The organism is Ruminococcus callidus ATCC 27760 (assembly GCF_000468015.1).
Taxonomy (GTDB): domain Bacteria; phylum Bacillota; class Clostridia; order Oscillospirales; family Ruminococcaceae; genus Ruminococcus_C; species Ruminococcus_C callidus.
In genome coordinates this window covers 1-443 of sequence record NZ_KI260396.1, presented here as the reverse complement: position 1 = coordinate 443, position 443 = coordinate 1, and the positions used below count along the sequence as shown (strand labels likewise).

The 443-nt window shown below is 37.5% G+C and carries 1 protein-coding gene; it reads left to right on the top strand.

Features of this window, described 5'->3' with window-relative positions; all coding sequences use genetic code 11:
* Positions 1-320: hypothetical protein (locus RUMCAL_RS16525; RefSeq protein WP_242823495.1), on the top strand; the 320-nt coding region annotated here is incomplete at its 5' end.
* Positions 321-443: the final 123 nt, after the last annotated feature.

Genomic DNA, 443 nt, shown 5'->3' with positions numbered 1-443 from the left:
CAAAGTCGACAGACGCTCTTTGTGCGGTATTGCCCATAATCATATACACAGGAGATTTCCCATTATTTTGTCCCATACGCCGTTATTTCTTGCTCGGCGATAAAAACTCTATACAGTATCATGTGGCGGATAGTCATGCGGCAGCATTCTCCACTGGCAGCCTGTCTTTACGATATACAGCACTGCTTCTACCAATGGATCCTCTTATGATATTTACTTTTATTTCCGGATGGAAAGAATTCTTTGATTGCTTCTCATTGCTCGTCTGTCAAACCACTTTCGTAATGACACCCACAGAATTTCGAAAATCGCAGGGATAAAATTTACTTTACAAATATATAAATTGCATGACAATCCTGCAATACAAGAAATCTTCTTTCTGTTACAATAAATGTAGTTTGAATTGAAGTTTACATCAACAAAAGGAGGAATTTTTTGTATGA